Origin of the sequence: Cetobacterium sp. NK01 (genome assembly GCF_024506395.1) — a bacterium.
GTDB classification, from domain to species: domain Bacteria; phylum Fusobacteriota; class Fusobacteriia; order Fusobacteriales; family Fusobacteriaceae; genus Cetobacterium_A; species Cetobacterium_A somerae_A.
In genome coordinates this window covers 1,836,539-1,853,290 of record NZ_JANIBO010000001.1, presented here as the reverse complement: position 1 = coordinate 1,853,290, position 16,752 = coordinate 1,836,539, and the positions used below count along the sequence as shown (strand labels likewise).

Here is a 16,752-nt window from a genome sequence, read left to right as displayed (position 1 = left end):
AAAAATTGAACAATACAGCAAATAATAAACAATTTAATATTTTTGAAAAATTCACTCATCTTTGTGTTACTATAATGCAAAAATATCTTCCTGATGCTTTTCTTTTTGCAGCTATTCTTACCTTTATAGTTTTCATTGCTGCAACTATTATGACTAAACAATCTCCTTTCCAAATTGCTATGCACTGGGGAAATGGTGTTTGGTCTTTACTTGCTTTTTCTATGCAGATGGTTATGGTTCTTGTTACTGGGCACACTTTGGCAACTGCACCTTTTTTTAAAAAAATTCTAGATAAACTATCTCATCTTCCTAAGTCACCACTTCAAGCAATCATATATGTTACTTTTATATCTGGAGTGGCTTGTATTTTAAACTGGGGATTTGGACTTGTTATTGGAGCTATTTATGCGAAAGAGATTGCTAAAAAAATTAGAGGTGTTGATTATCGTCTTCTTATAGCTTCAGCTTATTCAGGTTTTTTATTATGGCATGGAGGAATATCTGGTTCTATCCCTCTTACTTTAGCTTCTGGAAACCTTTCTAAAGCTACTGCTGGTGCTTTAGATAAAGGGATTAGTACATCTCAAACTCTTTTTTCATCATATAATTTGATTATTCTTTTTACACTACTATTTACTCTACCATTATTAAATGCTGCTATGCACCCTAAAAATAAAGAGGATGTTTTCCAAGTTGACCCAGCTTTATTAGAGGATGATGTACAAACCTTTACCTTTGATAAAGACACTATGACTCCTGCTGATAAAATTGAAAACAGTCCTGTTGTTAATATGCTTATTGGTGCTCTTGGATATACATATATAATTGGATATTTTATCCAAAAAGGATTTGATTTAAACTTAAATATTGTTAATATGATATTTTTAGTTACTGCAATTATAGCTCATAAAACTCCAAAAAATCTTCTTACAGCTTTTGGAAATGCATGTAAAGGAGCCGCTGGTATTATACTTCAATTTCCTTTTTATGCTGGAATAATGGGAATGATGGTTGGACAAAATAGTGCAGGAGCTTCTTTAGCAGGTATGATATCACAAAGTTTTATTAGTTCATCTACTGCACTTTCATTCCCAAGCTTAACTTTCCTTAGTGCTGGAATTGTAAACTTCTTTGTTCCATCTGGTGGAGGGCAATGGGCTGTTCAAGCTCCAATTATGATGCCAGCAAGTGTGGAACTTGGAGTTTCAACAGCTAGAACTGGTATGGCTATTGCCTGGGGAGATGCTTGGACTAATATGATTCAACCATTCTGGGCTCTACCTGCTTTAGGTATTGCAAAATTAGGGGCAAAAGATATTATGGGATATGGAGTTATTATTACAATTTACTCTGGTATCATTATCATGTTAGGATTAACTTTCTTATAAATGAAAAAAGGTTGCTTTTTTAGCAACCTTTTTTATATATATTTTTATTAATTTTCTCTATAAACAAAAAGACCTGTTAGTGTTAAAGCAACTGATATTCCCATATATGTTGGATTTGATATAGCTGCATAAATAAATATTGATGCTCCACCTATTAGTGCCAATATTGGTACTACTGGATAGAATGGTACTATATATGGTCTTTCTAAATTTGGCTCATTTTTTCTTAAAATAAATAACCCTAAAAATACTAAACAATAGAATAACCAGAATAATGCTACTGGTATATCTCCAAATACATCTGGATTACCTGTTATTATCATAGCAATTAAGAAGAAAACTGATAATAAATACATAACTACTGATGAGTTTATCGGTTGTTTGTGCTTATCATCTATTTTAGCAAAGAACTCTTTCTTTGGAAGATGTCCCTCTATTGCTAAAGTATAAGGTATTCTTGTAGATGCTAATATCATACCATTTAAGCCTCCAAAAGCTGAAACCATAATTCCTAAGAATATAAATTTAGCTCCCATTGGTCCAAATAACTTTGTTGCAACTCCAAACATACCAACTTGTACAATCTCTTCAGCTGTGAATACATTTAATAAAGCTAAATTTAAACCTACATAAAATACAGCTATAAATCCTAATCCCAATATTATAGCTCTAGGAAGATCTTTTTTTACATTTTTTAAGTCTCCTGCTATTGTTCCAACATATATCCATCCATCAAAAGCAAACATAATTGGTACAAGAGATAAACCAAGTAAAACCAAAGGTGATGAAGATGTCGCTTCTTTTGTAATCTCTGTCATATAAAACATTCCTGATTGATTATCTCCAGATAAAAAACCAAATACAGTTATTAGTAAAAGTGGTACAATTTTAGCTGCTGTAGCTATAGTTTGAATTTTTCCACCTACATTTTTTGTAAAAATATTTATTGCAAATAGGAACGTTATAGCTACAAAAGCTGTTCCACCTAAAAACATAGTATTACTAGGATCTATATTTAAAAAATTTCCTGTGAATACTGCAAAATAGTATGCAATTAATCCTATTAAAGCTGGAAAATATATTATAAGTTGAGCCCACCCAACTAAAAATGCTATTTTTTTTCCATAGATTTTCTTAATCCATGCAATCATTCCACCAGTTTCAGGAATAGCTGCTCCTACTTCTGCCGCTGTAAGACCTGATAATATAGAGATTATACCTCCAAGTACCCAAGCTGCTATGGCTATTTTAGGATTCATATTAGATGCTACTAATATTTGACCAGCTTTAAAGAAAATTCCTATTCCAATAACTATTCCTACAACCATGGAAAAGGCAACTGAAAAGCCATATCTTTTTTCTAAATTCTCACTCATTTCTTTCTCCTTGTTAATGTATTCTATTTTTTTAGTATTTACTTACTTAATTAAAAGTACTTTTCGATTAAACATTTTAGCATAATTTACCTTTCAAGACAAGTATTTTTTATTTCTTGCATAAATGGAAAAAGTGGTATATAATTACTTTTGTAAATAAAAGGGGTGAACAAAATAAAAATGTTAGAAAAGAAAAGAACTAATAATAACTCTATAGTGGATTATTCAGCAAAGTTCTACTTATTTCCGCTACTTTTAATTGGTCTTATATTAAGAAGTTTAGATAATCTATTTATAAAGTTAAAATATCAAAGATAAAAAAGAGAGCTCTCGCTCTCTTTTTTTATCTTTGGTAGATATTAAATCTATCTGTTATTTTCTTTAATTTATCTAATCTTTCAATACTTTCCTCTTTATTTTGTTTTCCAAATTTTAAAAGTAAAGCATTTAAGATAATTATTCCTGGAACAAAAGTATAAGCTTTTCCTCCATTTTTAGTTGTGATTACCAAATCAGATATATTACCTAAAACAGAGTCTTTCTTATCAGTCATAGTAATTATTTTGTTTCCTTGCTCTTTAAAAAATTCAGTTACTTGACAAGTAAAGTTTGTATATGGGTGGAATGATATTGTAAATAGCACATCATCAGGACTTGAATATAATATTTTATCTGTAAAATCAGATGCTCCTGATATCATTAACTCTACATCCTCTCTTAACTCTTTTAGCATAAAATATAGATAATATGCTAATGCGTAAGATCCTCTTGCTCCTAAGATATATAATTTTCTACTATTTTTTATCATTTCCATAGCTTTTTCTAGTTGATCCTCTATAGTTACAATATCCATCTCTTCTAAAAGTTCTATATTTGTAGTTATAATCTCTCCTAATATTCCATCTCTAGATACTGAATCAATCTCTTCTCTAAACTCTTTCATTTGAGAAGTTGATATTTCAACATCTTTTTGGAACACTCTTTGGAAATCAGGATATCCTTTAAAACCTAAACTTTTTGAAAATCTTGTAATTGTAGCTGGACTAGTCCCTGTCTCTTTAGCTAATTCATTTATTGAGATAAATGATACTATGCTTTGATTATGTTTTATAAAGTCTACAATTTTCTTGAAACTTTTACTATATGTTGAATAATTTTGCTCTAAGTTAGCTAATACCGCCTTTTTCATCTCACACCTCTATATACTTATACGTTTGGATTTAATACAAACTCCGTTAAATCATTTACAAAATTCATAGTTTTCTCATTTTTATCGTTTACTGGATTGTATTCCACTATATCTACTGATGTTATAGAGTAGTTTTTAAATAAGAATCTAAATGTTTTAAACATCTCTTCTGGAGTAAATCCATTTCTAACTGGTGTACTTACCCCTGGTGCAAACTCTGGATCAACAGAATCCACATCGAAACTTATATGAATATTATCGATTTTTAAGTAATCTTTAATTTCCTCTAGAACATTGTCTAATCCTTTATGCACAACCTCATCATAAGGGATTACTTTAACTCCTAATTCCTCTATAACGTCTCTTTCTTTTACATCTAAATCTCTTGCTCCTAAAATTACAACATTTTTGCTGTCAATTTTAGCTCCTTCGTAGAAACAGTTAACTAAGTCTCTGTCTCCAGCTCCTTGTAAAAGTGCTAGTGGCATACCATGGATGTTTCCTGACATTGTTGTTTCGTCAGTGTTCATATCTCCATGAGCATCAATCCACACTACCCCAACTTCTTTTTCTAATGCAACTCCTGATATAGATCCTAAAGCTATTGAATGATCTCCACCAATTGTTATTGGTCTATATCCATCTCTTACAGCTTCATTTACTGCTGATGCTAACTTTTCACAAGTATTAAGTATTGTATTTTTATACTTTAATGACCACTCGTTAAAGTTTTCTCTTTGCTTTTCAATATCAATGTAAGTCATCTCTCCAAATGTATCTGGGAAATATTCTTCTAAAACTTCTGGTCCAAATTCAATACCTGCTTTATTTGCACCTAAGTTCATTGGAACAGCAAACATTTTATTTTTCATCTTCTCTGTATATAGGTATACTGCATCCTCTTCATCTATAACTTTAACATATTCTAACTCAGGATCTTCCATTCCTTGAACGTGAAGCTTAGCTGCCTTTAAGTTTTGAATATATGTTATTATATCTTTTGTTATTCTTTCTCCTGGATAGATTACTGGAATTCCTGGTGGATATGCCATAATCATCTCAGCACAAATTTTTCCTTCACTCTCTAAGAATTTAACCTTATTGTTTTCACTGTAGAAAGCCTCTCTTGGAATTAATATAGACTCTGGAATTGTTGGCATTTTACCAACAGATTCTGCTATTTTCTTTCCTTTTCCAAAGAATCTTTTACTTATGTCTTTTAAAGCATCAAGTAATTTACCTGTACTTACTTCGTCATCTCCTAATGTTATTAATCCTAATACATTATAGAAATCGGATAACTCAACTTGAATATTATAGTCATCAACAAGTAATGTCTCTAACTCAAATCCTGTTAATCCTAACTCTCTTGCTGATATAGAAAGTTTTGTTTCATCAAAATCATGAATTCCATATCTTCCTACAATCTCTTTTCCAAAAGAGAAAATACCTGGTATTTTATTAACTTCTGCTCTTAAATCTCTTGCTAATTTCAATGTTCTTGTTAATAACTCTCTTCCCTCTGTAGCAATCTGTCTTCTAGCACAGTCTAATGATGCCATAAGTGGATATGAAGGTGATGTTGTATGTAAAATACTTAATATCTGTTGTATTCTATTTACATCAACTCTTGTTGAGTTTACATGTAACATTGACATCTGTGTCATTGCTCCAATTATTTTATGAGTACTTTGACAGCAAATATCTGCTCCTGCATCTATTGCTGATATAGGTAACTCTTCATGGAAGTGTAAGTGAGCTCCGTGAGCCTCATCAACTATTAAAGGAATATCATAGCTATGAACTATATCTGCAATCTTTTTGATATCAGTTGCAGCTCCATAGTATGTTGGGTTAATGATTAAAACAGCCTTTGTATCTGGATGCTGCTTAAGCATATTTTCAACAACTTCTGGTCTAACTCCATGAGCTATTCCTAATTCGTCATCTACTTCAGGATTCATATATACTGGAACTGATCCACTTAATATAATTCCACCAGAAACTGACTTATGTACATTTCTAGGGACTAATATTTTCTCTCCTGGCTTTACAACAGACATAATCATAGCTTGAATTGCTCCTGATGTTCCATTGACAGCGAAAAAGGTTTTCTTTACTCCATAAGCGTCAGCTGCTAACTCTTGTGCTTCTTTTATACAACTCTTTGGATTGTGTAATCCATCAACCATCTTAAAGATAGTTACATCAATTGAGAAGGGATTAGGTCCCATAAACTCGTAAAACTCTTTATCCATTCCCTTTCCTCTCTTATGCCCTGGAACATGGAAAGGAATTATGTCTCTTTTCGCATATACGTCCTTCAGTGTTGAGAATATAGGTGTTTGATATTGATTTAATTTAGTCATCTTACCTCCTTGTTTAATAAATTTTGTTCTTAAAAATGATATCAAAAAGTTATAAAATAATATATAATTTACATTATTAATTTCTTTTAAAATACGAGATATTGTAGAGCTTTTTGGAAATTAAGTCAACTATTTTTTGAAAGGAAATATAAAATTTATGAAAAAAATTTTAATTTTTGCATCAAATGGCTTTGAAAGCCTCGAATTATCGCCATTCATTGATGTTTTTGGTTGGAATAATATCGTTGGAAATAAAAAAATTTTTCCCACAATCTGTGCTATTCACGACGAGGTTTATGCCACTTGGAATTTAAAAATAATTCCTGAAGTTAACCTTACTAATAACTCTATTGATCTAAATGAATTTCAAGCTTTAGTTATTCCTGGTGGATTTGGTAAAGCAGGATTCTTTAATGATATTCAATCAGAAGTATTAAAATCCTTGTTAAATCATTTTATTTTAAATAAAAAGATTGTAATTGGAATCTGTACTGGAGCTTTAGCTATTGGAATTCATGGGTATTTAAAGAATATTCCAGCTACTACATATCTCTTAGATAATAATCGATATTTTAATCAACTTGAAAAATATGGTGCTAAATCTATTCGAGAAGATATTGTTATTTGGGAAAATATTATTACCTCTTCTGGACCAAGTACAGCTATTGATGTTGCTTTTTATCTTTTAGAAATTTTAACAGATAAAGAAAACTGTATTGTTGTCAAAAAAAATATGGGATTTTTTAAATAATTTAAGATTTTTAATGAAATTTCTTGTATTTTATGTTATGCTTTAAAGTGTCAAATAACCCTATCTTGTATAGGGATTTTAGTGAGGTGTTTTATATGAAAATAGAAGAAGGAAAAGTAGTAACACTTGAGTTTAAAGTTTACGACAAAAACAACGGAGAACTTTTAGAGGACACACAAGATGTGGGACCATTTTTCTATATCCACGGATTTGGAAACTTTGTTCCAGCTATTGAAGAAGCTTTAGAAGGAAAAGAAAAAGGATATACTACTACTATTGAATTAACTCCAGAAGAAGGATACGGAGAGTACGACGAAGATTTAATCGTTGATATGGAAAAATCTGAGTTTGTTGAATTTGATGATATCTATGAAGGACTTGACTTTATAGCAGATATGGATGATGGTTCTGAGCAATCATTTATTATCACAAAAATCGAAGATGAAGTTATCACTGCTGATGGAAACCATCCATTTGCTGGTAAAGATTTAAGATTTGAAGTTACAGTTTCTGACGTTAGAGAAGCTACTGAAGAGGAGATCGAGCACGGACATCCACACTTCCACGGTTTTGAAGACTAATTATTACTATAAGAATTAAGGAGTATAGATACATATGAAAATAGCTTTAGGTGCAGATCATGGTGGATTTGCTTTAAAAGAGATTGTTAAGAAACATTTAGAAGATAAAGGTTTTGAAGTTTTAGATAAAGGATGTTACTCAACTGAATCAGTTGACTATCCAGTTTACGCAAAAGCTGTAGCTAATTCTATTCTTAATAAAGAAGCAGATTGTGGTATCCTTATTTGTGGTACTGGAATTGGTATTTCAATTGCAGCAAATAGATTTAAAGGTATAAGAGCAGCTTTATGTTCTAATACTACTATGGCTAAGTTAACTAGAGAACACAACGACGCTAACATTCTTGCTCTTGGTGCTAGAATGACTGGAGATATCTTAGCTCTTGAGATTGTAGACGAATTCTTAAAAACTGAATTCCTAGGTGGAAGACACTTAACAAGAATCCAAGCTATCGAACTTTAATCTTTTATTAAAGGAGTAAAATACAATGGCTACTATATTTACTAAAATTATAAATAGAGAGATTCCAGCTTCTATCGTTTTTGAAAATGATAAAGTTATAGCTTTTAAGGATATCAATCCTCAAGCACCAATTCATATTTTAGTTGTTCCTAAAAAGGAGATTCCAACATTAAATGATATATCTGCTGAGGATTCTGAGTATTTAACTGCTATGTATCTAGCTATTAAAGATATTGCTAAAGATTTAAATATTTCTGAAGATGGATACAGAGTAATTACAAACTGTAATTCTCACGGTGGACAAGAGGTATTTCACCTACATTTTCACTTATTAGGTGGACAACACCTTGGTCCTATGTTATCAATTTAATAGTAATTTAAAAAGGTTGCCTTTTGGCAACCTTTTTTTATCTCTTATCTACCCACTCTTTAATTTCATTAAAGTTTTTAGCCACTAATTCATCAACAATTACATTGTCACAAGATACTTTTGGGAAGAACTTTATCTTTACAGTTCCACTCTTTGGCATCTTTCTATGAGCTGGGAATAACTCATACGCTCCTTTTATTCCAAAAGGAACTACATCTGCATTTAACTCCTTAGCTAATATTCCATAAAACTTTTTAAACTCTCTCATCTCTCCATCTCTACTTCTTGTTCCTTCAGGGAATATAACAATATTTTTTCCCTCTCTTAAAGCTGTTGCTGCACATTGAAGTGTTTCTGCTAAGTTTTTGTTAATATCAATTAACATGATATTTGAGTTCTCTCCTAAGTAACTCATAAATCCTTTTTTAAAGTGCGCTACTTTAGCTAAGAAATATGTGTTATCTAAAGTTTTATTATCTAAACTTTGAGTTAATATAAATCCATCTAAGAAACTTTGGTGATTTCCTATAAATACTGTTGGTTTTGAAACTTTCGAATTTTCTACACCCTCTTTTTCAATCTTTATATACATTGAGAAAATAGGTTTGAATAGAGCCTTCATAACTCTTCCCATAGAGTTAGATTTTGGCATTCCTTCAAAGTTATCTTTTTCTAATATTTTTTTCCAATCCACATCTTTTATCTCTAAACTTGTTGCATTCTCTTTTAAATACTCAGCTATTTTTATAACTGTTGGATTTTCTGTTAGAATCTCCTCTGTTAAACTAACTCCAAAACTATTTTCAACAAAGGCTATAAATTCAACTAAATCTAGAGAATCTAATCCTAAATCTAATTCAAGGTGAGCATTTGACATGACTTTTTTACCTTTTAAGTTAGTTAGGTACTCTGCAATTGCTGTATACTCTTTAAATGTTGGTGTATTCTCCTCTTTTTCCTCTTCAATTTTACCCTCTAAAAGAGCTGGAACCATAAATCTTCTTATCTTTCCAATCTTTGTTTTTGGTAACTCTTGCTGTACTATCTTTAAATCTAAAATCTTTTTATAATTAGGTGTAGATCCATTGTATTTATCTATTACACCAGTTTTTAATGTCTCTGCTATATTTGTAACTCTATGCTCTTTTACCTTAGTAAAATTAGGGTATACAACTGCTGTTAGCAATGAATCATACTCTATTACAACCATCTCTTCTATTAAATCTGTTTTTGATAAAATAAACTGCTCTATTTCAACTGGATTTATATTCTTTCCATTTGATAAAACTATCATCTCTTTTTTTCTTCCAGTTACAAAAAGATAGTCATTTTTTAACTCTCCTAAATCCCCTGTATGGAACCATCCCTCTGAATCTATAACCTCTGCAGTTGCTTCAGGTTTATTGTAGTAACCTTTCATTAGGTTTCTACCTTTAGCTAAAATTTCACCATCTTCGGCTATTTTTACCTGAACTCCATCCATTATTTTTCCAGCTGATCCTGGTACAACTTGATTTATTGGAGTAAATGATATCATCGGTGCTGTTTCAGTAAGTCCGTATCCTTCACATACGTCTATTCCTAAAGTTTTAAAGTCTCTTGAAACTTCTGGATTTAATTTTGATCCTCCTGATACGAAAAATCTTATATTTCCTCCAAATCCTTCATGAACTTTTTTAAATATCTTTTTACTCAGTTCTTTATTATCAAGCTTTTCACACATTTTAAACAAAGTCTTTATAACTTTATTTGAATTTATTTTTTCCATTATTTTTTTATGAAGCATCTCCCAAAGTCTTGGTACTCCAATCATCATTGTTATTTTATAACTTTTTAATGCTTCTACCATAGCTTGTGATGATAACTCTTTTAAAAATGCTATAGTTGCTCCTTGTTGTAAAGGAACTATTCCTGAACCTAAAAGTGGAAATATGTGATGCATTGGTAATAATGCTAAAACTCTATCTGTTGGTTCATACATTTTATATTTATTTAATCCCTCTATGTTAACTAAGATGTTGTCAAATGTCAACATTACTCCTTTTGGACTTCCAGTTGTTCCAGAAGTATAAAGTATTAAAGCTACTGCTTCTCTATCTGGAGCATAGATAATTCCCTCTTTATCAGCTTTTGATAAATCAATATTATCTACATTTAAAATTGTTGTTGGTACTCCTGATAAGTCTACTGCTTCCTTAGCTATTTCATAAGTATTATTTGAAACAAATACATACTTAGGTGTACAGTCCTCTATAAAATATTGAAACTCTGATACTTTCGAAGCTGCATCTAAACACACACACGTTCCTTTTTTATCCCAGATACCTAAAAATGCATACAGTAATTCAGGCCTATTCTCCATAAATATTACTGCTTTTCCCTCTTTTTCTAACTCTAAAAGAGATGCATACTCTTTAGCTCCCGCTATTAACTCTTTATACGAATATTCTTTCCCCTCATAAAATATCGCTGTTTTATTATGATTCTTTACAAATTCCAATTTTTTCCTCCCAAATTATTACAGGTGTTTTTTAAATCCACAAGTGATTATAGCATAATTGTGTTATTATTTCAATATAATGAAGCACGCAAAAAGCTGGTATTAAACATACCAGCTTTTTTTAGTTTAGTTATTTATACTCTTCTCTATAGCGTTTCTAGTAACTTTTACAATCTCTTCTACTGATCTATTTTCTGGAAGAATTTTATCTAATATAGTGATACTCATTTTACCAGAACTAGGAACTCCTTTTCCATAAGGCATAAGTTCGTAAGCTCCCTTTATAGCAAATGGAACTACTGGTACATCTAACTCTTTTGATAAAATAGCAAATGTCTTTTTAAACTCCTGTAACTCTCCATCTCTTGTTCTAGCTCCCTCTGGGAATATAACCAGATTTTTTCCCTCTTTTAAAACTTTTGCTGCAATTTTTAAAGTCTCTTTCAGATTTTTATTAACATCTATTAAAATAACATTTCCATTTTCTGCTAAATATTTTTTTACTCTACCTTCAAAATGTATATTTATAGCTAAGAAATATGTATTTTTAAGTATATCTTTTGGTAATGCTTGTCCAAAGGCAAAAGCATCTAACATACTTTGATGATTTCCTATATATATAACAGGAGATGTTTTATCTAGCTTATCAGTATTTTTATCTAATTTTACATACCAACTAAATAGAGGCTTAAATATATTTGTTATTGGTATAACATACTTTGAAGATGGCATTTTTAAATCTACAGGTTCTTCAAATATTTTTTTCCAATTTATCTCTTTCTCTTCATAATTTCCACCCTTTTCTCTAACATATTGACAAAGAGCTTCTACAGTTTTTATTCTTGAGAAATCCTCTTCAGAAATATTTACAGCAAAGGTATTTTGAATAAAAGTTATAATCTCTACAACATCTAAAGAGTCTAATCCTAAATCTATCTCTAAATGAGATTCTGGTATTATATCTATCTCATCGTGTAAAGTTCCTATAAATTTTGAAATTGCTATAAACTCCTGAGTATTTAATTCTTTTGACGTTGAAACTCTCTTTTCCACAGTTTTTTCAACTACTACCTCATCTGGAGCAGCTTTTTTTAGTGTTGTTCCTTTTAAAAGATCCTTTAACATAAATCTTCTAAGTTTTCCTAATTTAGTTTTAGGAAGTTCTTCTTTTACTATAACTATATCAAGTATCTTTCTATATTTAGGTGCTGTTACATTATACTTATCAATAACTTCCCACTTTATAGCTTCTTTTGCATTGGCAATTTTCTTCTCTTCTAAAACTTTGAAGTTAGGGTATATAATAGCTATTAGACGTTTTTCATCCTCAGTTATAGCTACCTCTTGAATTAAGTCTGTTCCCTTCATAATTTCAACTTCTATATCTGAAGGGTTGATATTTTTACCGTTAGATAAAACTATCATCTCTTTTTTTCTTCCAATTATCTTTAAATGATCTCCGTCAAACTGTCCTAAATCTCCTGTATGAAACCATCCATCTTTATCTATAGCTTCAGCTGTTGCCTCAGGTTTATTATAGTAACCTTTCATTACATTTCTACCCTTTACAACAATCTCTCCATCCTCTTCAAGCTTTACCTTTACTCCAGGAAGTGCTGTTCCCACTGTTCCTGGAATTATATTATCAAGTCTATTGAATGCTATAATTGGTGATGTTTCTGTTAATCCATACCCCTCTAACATTTTAAATCCAAAGGTATTAAAATCTTCACAAATCTCCTTATCTAATTTAGCCCCTCCTGAAACTAGGAACTTTATATTTCCTCCAAAAGCTTCTTGTATCTTTTTAAATATAATTTTGTTCAATGGTATTATATTTAAAGATTTACAAATTTTAAATAACTTATGACTTGCTGGGCTAGCTTTTATTTTACCCATAATACCTTTGTGGAACATCTCCCAAACTCTTGGCACACCTATAACTATAGTTATCTTATACTTTTGTAAATTTCTCTTTATAGCATCAGATGATAACTCGTCTAGGATAACAACTAGGCACCCAAACTTTAAAGGCATTAATACTGTAAAAGATAGTGGCAATATATGGTGAAATGGTAATAGTGCTAGCAATCTATCCTCTGGTAAAACCATTTTTATCTCTTCTATAGCATCTACATTTGACATTATATTGTCAAATGTTAACATAACTCCTTTTGGATTTCCAGTTGTTCCAGATGTATAAAGCATAACTGCTATAGCATCTTTATCTAAACACTCAACACCTACATTTTCCATCTCAATCTCTTTTGTAATATCTATCTCATCCACATTTAATATAGTTATATCTGAGTTAGAATCACTTTTAGCTTTTTTTACAACTTCCAAATTTTCATTAGATGTTATTATAAATTTAGGATACGAGTCTTTAAATACATAAGATAACTGTTCATCATTATAACTTGCATCTAAGTTTGTACATGTCCCTTTTTTATCCCATATTCCCAGTACAGCTCCCATGTATTCTGGTCTATTCTCCATGAATACAACTACTCTATCCTCTTTTTTTATATCTAGCAGGCTTGAGTATATTTTAGCCATCTTTATAATTTCGTAGTATGAATACTCTTTATCTTTATAAATTACTGCGGTTTTCTTTCTGTCATATATAAAATTCATAAAAATATTTCCCTCCCTATTTTGTAAAAATAATAACTTATTCTATAATAACTTACAGCAATTGTCTACTTTTTCCTCTTAACATGTTGACTTTTTAGTATTTATAAAGTAGTATTGTCTTAAAATAATTGAGGAGGTTAGCCATGTTAAATGAACTTTTAATCAAAACTCGTTCTCACAGAACTTTTGACTCCACAGAGATTGAAATGGAAACTTTGGAGAGTCTAATTAATGCCGCTCACTTAGGAGGTTCTGCTAGGAATAGTCAAACGCTTAGATACACTCTTGTAACTTCTCAAAGTCTATGTCATAAAATATTTCCTCATACTGCTTGGGCTGGAGCTATACCATGGAGCCCAACTTTAGAAGATGGTCCAAAGGCTTATATACTTGTTAGTACTTTAAAGGAAAACTCTTTGTCACCAGTTACCTTAGGAATTGATATTGGTATTGCCTGTCAAAATATTCTTTTAAAAGCTACTGAACTAGAACTTGGTGGGTGTTTAATTGGAGCCTTCAATAAACTAGATGTTTCAAGAACTCTTGATTTAGATATGGAAACTTATATTCCTCAAATATTAATAGCTTTAGGTAAACCTACTGATAAAGTTGTTTTAACGAAAGGAAATATTCATGATTTAAAGTACCATAGAGATGTGGAGAAAAATATCCACTATGTACCTAAACTTTCTTTAGATACTTTAATCTTAAAAAAATTCTAGGAGGATTTTATGAAAAAAACATTTGGGACTTTATTTCTTTTGACATCAGCTTTAACTTTAGCTAATGAAACGCCTACAATATCTGTTACAGGTACAGGTTCTGTTTCAGGAAAGCCAGATACCTTTAATATAGTTGCTACAGTTGAAACTATAAATAAAAATTCACAAACTGCTATTAATGAAAATACAACTATTATCACCAATGCTATTAATCTATTAAAAAAGACTGGTTTAAAAGAAAATAATATAAAAACTGAAAACTACTCTTTAAATTATAGAAACGATTATAACGCTAAAGACGGCGAGATGAAATATTATGTTAGAAATCAAATTATGATTACTAGTAATGATATAGATAAAGCTGGAACTGTTCTTACAGCTTTAAACAATGGTGGAGTTAATAATATCGGTGAAATTAATTTCTTTATTGCTGATAGAAAAGAACTTGAAGATAAGGCTTATAAATTAGCTTACGAAAACGCTAAAGCTAAAGCTAGTTTAATTGCTGGAATAGATAATTTTAAAATATCTCCTAAAAATATTGATTTAAATTACTCTATGCCAAGACCTATATCATTTATGTTAAATACTGCAGCTAAAGCTGATAATACTCCAATACCCGTTACAGTTCCTAATGATGTTGATGTTACAGCTAGTATGAATGTTATCTTCTATATGGAGAAATAAAAAAATAAAGCAGAGCTTTTTATACGCTCTGCTTTTTATATTAATTTTGATAATACAATGTCACTCCCAAATAAAAATCCAATAAAACTTGAAATAGTACTGCTATAAATATCAATACTGATACACCTAAAAGACTAGTTCCACACTCTTTTTCTTCAGGTTGGTAATTTGATTTTTCCAAAACATTTTTTGCTCTATCAAAATAAAAATCATTAGCTTTAAATCCAATATATATTCTAATAAATAAAACTAATATTGTACCACCCATAAAAAATTTAGTTTTTATTAAAATTAAAAATGTAAATAGATTTATAAGCAAATTTAAAATTAAAAGAGCTACCGCTCCTTTATACATCTTTCTATAGGCGAACCATAGTGTTTCAAATAGAAAAGCTGCAAAATTAAATTTTACCTTTTCACTTTTCCAACTTTCTATGTAATATCCTGAGTTTTTCTTTACAAAATCTTCTAGACTTCCTAAATGTTTTTCTACATAATCTACTTTACTTTCCATGGTCCCGCCTCCTTAATTTTATATATTATTTTTAAAAATCTTGATTAAAATAATTAATTTTTCTTATAAATATATTACTCAGTATTTTCTCTTTATCCTTATTTTTTAAATAAAAACTTTCTATTTTTTTTAAAGAGTTATAATCTCTAAAACCGTAAGCTAAAGTTGCTAAATCTTTTATATTCAAGCTTAAATCAAAATCACCCTCTATTTTTTCAACTGTATTTTTACTAATTTTATAAATTCCTGTGTTTTTTTCTATATATCTATCTTGGATATAAATTTTAAGCTCTTCATTTTCTTTAAATTTTTTGCTTAATCTTTTTAATGTTTTATCCACATTTAATATTCTGACCTGTACTTTATTTTTAATAGTTTTTTTCAACCCTTTTTCACTCTTTAAATAATCTTCTAGATATGTATTTTCAGGTAATATAATCTCTATTTTTTCATAGTAGTCTTTATAACCATATAAAATAGATAGTAGTCCCTCTAAGGTATCTCTCTCTTTAAACAAAAGCTCTTTCACTATTATATTTTTATCTTTTACTAGCATCATATATCCATTTATTTTACCAAATATATCATAACTTACATATATTAATCCATTTTCACAAAATAGTTCTGAAAGAGTTTTTCTATAATCTTCCTTCTCTCTTGCCACTTTTACAAAATATTCTTGAGAAATATCTTCATAAAAATCTCTTAATTGTATTAAAACATCCTCTTTATAATTTTCATTTTTAATTTTTTTTATTTTAAACTCTTTTTTAAAATCTTTTAATCCTAAAAAGTCCACTTCATATTTTGAAAGTGCTGAAATATAAGAAAATCCAAATCGTTCATATATGTTTTTATCTATTGGAGTTAAATATATAAACTCTTCCCCATAACTATATGCTTCTTCTATACTTTGCAAAAGAAGCTCCTTCATAACTCCCTCTCCTCTTCGTTCAGGTGTTACTCCCACTCCAACAAGGTATCTTCCCATCAACCTTTCACTATCAACTGATAGATGGTATTTATTTTCAAATAGCATTCCAAAAACTTCATTTTCTTCAATACATAACTTTGTATTTTTTTCTTTATAAATATTATTAAAATACCACTCTATATATTCTACTTCATCATTAAAAAGATCTTTCCATAAATCTTTTAATTGATTTTTTATCACTTTAATCACCACCTTATATAAGAAAAGGTGA

Annotated in this window: 15 protein-coding genes; 8 read left to right on the top strand and 7 right to left on the bottom strand. The window is 29.9% G+C overall.

Translation table 11 applies throughout. The features are described from left to right. Positions 1 to 5: 5 nt before the first annotated feature. Complete coding sequence (locus tag NON08_RS08950; protein WP_256691133.1) at positions 6 to 1,388, top strand: short-chain fatty acid transporter; 1,383 nt, start codon at positions 6 to 8, stop codon at positions 1,386 to 1,388. Between the two features lie 47 nt (positions 1,389 to 1,435). On the opposite strand, the gene NON08_RS08945 is transcribed toward NON08_RS08950, so the two are convergent. Next, complete coding sequence (locus tag NON08_RS08945; protein WP_256691127.1) at positions 1,436 to 2,764, bottom strand: APC family permease; 1,329 nt, start codon at positions 2,762 to 2,764, stop codon at positions 1,436 to 1,438. 180 nt (positions 2,765 to 2,944) lie between these two features. Between NON08_RS08945 and NON08_RS08940 the strand changes: the two genes are divergently transcribed. Further along, positions 2,945 to 3,082 (top strand): hypothetical protein, encoded by a 138-nt coding sequence (locus NON08_RS08940; RefSeq protein ID WP_023049622.1) that lies wholly within the window; start codon positions 2,945 to 2,947, stop codon positions 3,080 to 3,082. 25 nt (positions 3,083 to 3,107) lie between these two features. Here NON08_RS08940 and NON08_RS08935 read toward each other — a convergent pair whose 3' ends face one another. Both NON08_RS08935 and NON08_RS08930 read right to left on the bottom strand, forming a co-directional pair. Beyond that, complete coding sequence (locus NON08_RS08935; RefSeq protein WP_256691125.1) at positions 3,108 to 3,953, bottom strand: MurR/RpiR family transcriptional regulator; 846 nt, start codon at positions 3,951 to 3,953, stop codon at positions 3,108 to 3,110. Positions 3,954 to 3,970: 17 nt separating this feature from the next. After that, positions 3,971 to 6,322: an aminotransferase class I/II-fold pyridoxal phosphate-dependent enzyme gene (locus NON08_RS08930; protein ID WP_256691124.1), complete on the bottom strand. Its 2,352-nt coding sequence runs from the start codon at positions 6,320 to 6,322 to the stop codon at positions 3,971 to 3,973. A gap of 157 nt (positions 6,323 to 6,479) precedes the next feature. Between NON08_RS08930 and NON08_RS08925 the strand changes: the two genes are divergently transcribed. The 4 genes from NON08_RS08925 (at position 6,480) to NON08_RS08910 (ending at position 8,487) form a co-directional block, all read left to right on the top strand. After that, entirely contained in the window at positions 6,480 to 7,073 is a 594-nt protein-coding gene (locus tag NON08_RS08925; RefSeq protein ID WP_256691122.1) for a DJ-1/PfpI family protein, read from the top strand. A 95-nt stretch (positions 7,074 to 7,168) separates the two neighbouring features. Then, positions 7,169 to 7,654, top strand: a complete 486-nt coding sequence (locus NON08_RS08920; RefSeq protein ID WP_256691121.1) for an FKBP-type peptidyl-prolyl cis-trans isomerase — start codon at positions 7,169 to 7,171, stop codon at positions 7,652 to 7,654. Between the two features lie 34 nt (positions 7,655 to 7,688). Next, complete coding sequence (gene rpiB, locus NON08_RS08915) at positions 7,689 to 8,117, top strand: ribose 5-phosphate isomerase B (RefSeq protein ID WP_256691120.1); 429 nt, start codon at positions 7,689 to 7,691, stop codon at positions 8,115 to 8,117. A gap of 25 nt (positions 8,118 to 8,142) precedes the next feature. Beyond that, positions 8,143 to 8,487 carry a histidine triad nucleotide-binding protein gene (locus NON08_RS08910; RefSeq protein WP_256691119.1) on the top strand — a complete coding sequence of 115 codons (345 nt, stop codon included), beginning with the start codon at positions 8,143 to 8,145 and terminating at the stop codon, positions 8,485 to 8,487. 37 nt (positions 8,488 to 8,524) lie between these two features. Here NON08_RS08910 and NON08_RS08905 read toward each other — a convergent pair whose 3' ends face one another. Then, positions 8,525 to 10,987: an AMP-binding protein gene (locus tag NON08_RS08905; RefSeq protein ID WP_256691118.1), complete on the bottom strand. Its 2,463-nt coding sequence runs from the start codon at positions 10,985 to 10,987 to the stop codon at positions 8,525 to 8,527. Positions 10,988 to 11,113: 126 nt separating this feature from the next. Then, positions 11,114 to 13,624: an AMP-binding protein gene (locus tag NON08_RS08900; protein ID WP_256691117.1), complete on the bottom strand. Its 2,511-nt coding sequence runs from the start codon at positions 13,622 to 13,624 to the stop codon at positions 11,114 to 11,116. 143 nt (positions 13,625 to 13,767) lie between these two features. Between NON08_RS08900 and NON08_RS08895 the strand changes: the two genes are divergently transcribed. Both NON08_RS08895 and NON08_RS08890 read left to right on the top strand, forming a co-directional pair. Beyond that, complete coding sequence (locus tag NON08_RS08895; protein ID WP_256691116.1) at positions 13,768 to 14,346, top strand: nitroreductase family protein; 579 nt, start codon at positions 13,768 to 13,770, stop codon at positions 14,344 to 14,346. Between the two features lie 9 nt (positions 14,347 to 14,355). Next, positions 14,356 to 15,033 (top strand): SIMPL domain-containing protein, encoded by a 678-nt coding sequence (locus tag NON08_RS08890; protein WP_256691115.1) that lies wholly within the window; start codon positions 14,356 to 14,358, stop codon positions 15,031 to 15,033. A gap of 40 nt (positions 15,034 to 15,073) precedes the next feature. Here NON08_RS08890 and NON08_RS08885 read toward each other — a convergent pair whose 3' ends face one another. Both NON08_RS08885 and eis read right to left on the bottom strand, forming a co-directional pair. Continuing rightward, on the bottom strand, positions 15,074 to 15,547 hold the full coding sequence (locus NON08_RS08885; protein ID WP_256691114.1) for a DUF2628 domain-containing protein: 474 nt from the start codon (positions 15,545 to 15,547) through the stop codon (positions 15,074 to 15,076). A 31-nt stretch (positions 15,548 to 15,578) separates the two neighbouring features. Then, positions 15,579 to 16,721: an enhanced intracellular survival protein Eis gene (gene eis, locus NON08_RS15045; protein ID WP_256691113.1), complete on the bottom strand. Its 1,143-nt coding sequence runs from the start codon at positions 16,719 to 16,721 to the stop codon at positions 15,579 to 15,581. Positions 16,722 to 16,752 lie beyond the last annotated feature (31 nt).

Excerpts from the sequence above, each read along its gene's own strand:
- NON08_RS08925 (WP_256691122.1), top strand. The coding sequence starts at position 6,480 with ATGAAAAAAATTTTAATTTTTGCATCAAATGGCTTTGAAAGCCTCGAA.
- NON08_RS08890 (WP_256691115.1), top strand. The coding sequence starts at position 14,356 with ATGAAAAAAACATTTGGGACTTTATTTCTTTTGACATCAGCTTTAACT.
- NON08_RS08935 (WP_256691125.1), bottom strand. The coding sequence starts at position 3,953 with ATGAAAAAGGCGGTATTAGCTAACTTAGAGCAAAATTATTCAACATAT.
- NON08_RS08945 (WP_256691127.1), bottom strand. The coding sequence starts at position 2,764 with ATGAGTGAGAATTTAGAAAAAAGATATGGCTTTTCAGTTGCCTTTTCC.
- rpiB (WP_256691120.1), top strand. The coding sequence starts at position 7,689 with ATGAAAATAGCTTTAGGTGCAGATCATGGTGGATTTGCTTTAAAAGAG.
- NON08_RS08910 (WP_256691119.1), top strand. The coding sequence starts at position 8,143 with ATGGCTACTATATTTACTAAAATTATAAATAGAGAGATTCCAGCTTCT.
- NON08_RS08900 (WP_256691117.1), bottom strand. The coding sequence starts at position 13,624 with ATGAATTTTATATATGACAGAAAGAAAACCGCAGTAATTTATAAAGAT.
- NON08_RS08895 (WP_256691116.1), top strand. The coding sequence starts at position 13,768 with ATGTTAAATGAACTTTTAATCAAAACTCGTTCTCACAGAACTTTTGAC.
- NON08_RS08885 (WP_256691114.1), bottom strand. The coding sequence starts at position 15,547 with ATGGAAAGTAAAGTAGATTATGTAGAAAAACATTTAGGAAGTCTAGAA.
- NON08_RS08920 (WP_256691121.1), top strand. The coding sequence starts at position 7,169 with ATGAAAATAGAAGAAGGAAAAGTAGTAACACTTGAGTTTAAAGTTTAC.
- NON08_RS08940 (WP_023049622.1), top strand. The coding sequence starts at position 2,945 with ATGTTAGAAAAGAAAAGAACTAATAATAACTCTATAGTGGATTATTCA.
- NON08_RS08930 (WP_256691124.1), bottom strand. The coding sequence starts at position 6,322 with ATGACTAAATTAAATCAATATCAAACACCTATATTCTCAACACTGAAG.